The organism is Algoriphagus sp. (assembly GCF_024642405.1).
GTDB lineage: Bacteria > Bacteroidota > Bacteroidia > Cytophagales > Cyclobacteriaceae > Algoriphagus.
Genome location: NZ_JAHEBC010000422.1, coordinates 1 through 3,061, shown reverse-complemented (window position 1 = coordinate 3,061; position 3,061 = coordinate 1). Strand labels below are relative to the sequence as shown.

The 3,061-nt window shown below is 40.8% G+C and carries 3 protein-coding genes; all 3 read right to left on the bottom strand.

The window, feature by feature from the left end; translation table 11 throughout:
- A partial coding sequence (locus Q0L68_RS18755) for a molybdopterin cofactor-binding domain-containing protein (RefSeq protein ID WP_296705781.1) occupies positions 1 to 1,261 on the bottom strand: 1,261 nt, incomplete at its 3' end.
- Positions 1,262 to 1,272: 11 nt separating this feature from the next.
- Positions 1,273 to 1,731: a (2Fe-2S)-binding protein gene (locus Q0L68_RS18750; protein ID WP_296705780.1), complete on the bottom strand. Its 459-nt coding sequence runs from the start codon at positions 1,729 to 1,731 to the stop codon at positions 1,273 to 1,275.
- Between the two features lie 117 nt (positions 1,732 to 1,848).
- On the bottom strand, positions 1,849 to 3,061 hold a 1,213-nt coding region (locus Q0L68_RS18745), incomplete at its 5' end, for a molybdopterin cofactor-binding domain-containing protein (protein ID WP_296705779.1).

Sequence of the window (3,061 nt, the reverse complement as noted above, 5' to 3'; positions counted from 1 at the left end):
TTTCCTGAGGAAGCCCAAGGCTACTTGCAATGGTCTGTCTGATCAATTCAGGTGCTTGGGTTGGTCCATAAATAACCGCTTTATCTCCTTTTACATCAGCAAAGCAATTCATCGGTTCCATCGTATTATGTGCTAGGAATGGGGCTGAATAAGTTCGCTCCATTACTTTAGCGGCTTTCTTAAAAGCTCCTTCCGGATCACCGTCTTTTCTTAACACATTACCTGGCTTGGTAACATATTCCGCCATTTTTGCTTTGTGAGTGCTGGTATTTTCTAATCCTCCAGGCACTTTAATATCCATGTTATTTCCACCTCTTCCGGCCATGAGGAAAGTTGACTCGGGAGCTTTTTCCCATTCCACTTTCAGGCTTTTCTTTGCTTGCATCACTTCCCAGGTAGAATTACCAACGATGGCGATTATTTCTGGAAATGTGGTCGTATCAAAGAAGTTTCTGCCATAGTCGTCTTTGAAAATCTTTACCTCGAAAGCATCTTGAATTCCGGGCATGGAAGTCACTGAAGTTTTATCAAAGGATTTTAATTTCATTCCAAAAGCAGGAGGATGAACGATGGCAGCATATTTCATTCCTTCCACTTTGTGGTCTAATGCAAACATGGGCTTTCCGGTAACGATTTTTGTACCGTCTACATTCTTTTTGGAATTTCCTATGATTTTAAAATCTGAAATATCTTTGAGTTTAACTGTTTCAGGATCTGGTGCTTCTAAGGTTCCAGCTAAAGAAGCCATTTCACCATATCCAGCTGATTTTCCTGATCCTTTATGTTCTACCTTTCCAGCATTAGTGGTAATTTCAGAAGCTGGAACATTCCAGGTTTGTGCTGCTGCATTCACGATCAATTGACGTGCCGTGGCACCTGCAGTTCTTAATGGCATCCATGCTTGTCTCACTCCTTGGCTTCCACCTGTAAACTGTCTGTCAAAGCGCTCTGGATAAAAATCAGCTTGTTCTACAAAAACATTTTTCCAATCAATGTCCAATTCCTCCGCCAGAATCATGGGCAGCGAGGTTTTTACATTGGAACCAAATTCAGGATTAGGGTTGAATAGGGTAACTGCTCCGTTTTCTCCGATTTTAATGTAACTATTGAGTTCAAACCATTCCTTTGGCATCGTCAATACTTCCTCTGGGGTTGGTTTACATCCGGCTAGCCAACTAAAACTTAGCATCATTCCACCTCCTGCAAGTGTTGACACTTTCAGGAATGATCTTCTATTTAATTTTTTATCTATTAATGTCATGATATCTGGGTTTAGGCTGATTTAGAAGCTGTTTTGATGGCTGCTTTAATTCGGGTATAAGTTCCGCATCGACAGATATTACCGTTCATTGCATTGTCAATATCTGCATCTGTTGGAGATGGATTTTCTTTAAGTAAAGCTACAGCAGACATAATTTGACCGGCTTGGCAATAGCCACATTGAGGGACATCATGCTCTAACCAGGCTTTTTGAACGGGGTGATCGCCATTTTCTGAAATACCTTCAATAGTAGTAATCTCAGCGTCTACAGCAGCAGTTACTGGAAGTTGACAGGAGCGAACGGGATTTCCATCCAAATGAATGGTGCAAGCGCCGCATTGAGCAATACCGCATCCGAATTTTGTACCTACTAAATCCAAGTGATCTCTTAATACCCAAAGCATAGGAGTGCTCGGATCTACATCTACACTTAGGGATTTTCCGTTGATATTTAAATTATATTGTGCCATTGGTTTTGTATTTGTTTCTAAGTTAAGGAATTACAAAAGTTCATTGCTTACGAAAATCAAACGAACATAATGTTTATAAAGCTGATTCGAAGACTTTTATGTTTGAATTATTAAAGATTAACTATTCAACTGATTGATAAAGGGTTGATCATAATACCTTTTGCCAGTTGCTTGATAAAGGGCATTCGCCAAAGCAGCGAACACTGGTGGATAGGCGGGTTCTCCTAATCCTGTTGGATCTTCACCATTTTCTACAAAATAAGTATCTATGGATTTCGGCGCTTCTTTCATTCGGATCTGTCGATACTGGTCAAAATTGGATTTGCTGACTACTCCGTTTTTAAAAGTCAACTCACCAAACATCGCTGTTCCTATTCCATCAACAACCGCTCCTTCGCAAAGGTTTTTGGCGGCATCTGGATTGATCACCAATCCACAGTCAATTGCATTGGTTACTTTTTCAATTTGAACCTCACCATTTACGATTTTCAAATCCAATACTTGTGCTGCATAACTGTTATGACAGAAATAGGCAGAAATACCTCTTGAAATCCCTTCTTTTGGAACTCCTAAATTCGCCTTTTCTTTCACCAGTTCCAAGACTTTTGAATATCGTTCAGGATCGTAATCATTGTTTTCTCCAACTGGATTTTCTTTGGCTTTTTGTAATAACTCCAATCTGAAATCAATCGGATCCTTTCCTGCAGCTTCTGCCACTTCATCCAAAAATGATTGTTCCACGCTAGCCATAAAATTAGACCTTGGAGCTCGAAATGAGCCCGTTGTAATGTTGGACGGTACTTCCCAGCCTTCGGCTAAATAATTATCAACAGCTCCAGCTGGGAATCGATCCGGATATAAAGGATTCTCTGGAAGCCCTCCGGCATTTACATGAAAAGCAATCATTTGATTGTTTTCATCCAAAGCTGCCCGATAAGTTGCTTGATAACGGGAACGGTAAACACCCCCGGTCATATCATCTTCTCTGGTATAAATCAGCTTAATCGGAGCATTCATTTTTTGAGAAATAACCGCTGCCTCGATCAACCAATGCGCATAGGATCTTCTTCCATATCCGCCTCCCAAGCGAGTCATGGATATCTCAATATTTTCAACTGGGATTCCCAATCTGGATGAAAGTGCCTGTTCAGTCAATTCAGGTTTTTGCAAAGGTCCTGCACATTCCACCTTTTCACCTTGCACATGCGCAAAGAAGTTCATAGGCTCCATACAGTTATGAACCAGAAATGGTGCTGTATAGCTTCGTTCAATCACTTTTGCCGCCATTTTAAATGCAGCTTCAGGATCTCCGTTTTTTCTTAGGGTCTGA

Bases quoted from the DNA above. Each gene is read 5' to 3' on its own strand.
- Q0L68_RS18750 (WP_296705780.1), bottom strand. From the start codon at position 1,731: ATGGCACAATATAATTTAAATATCAACGGAAAATCCCTAAGTGTAGAT.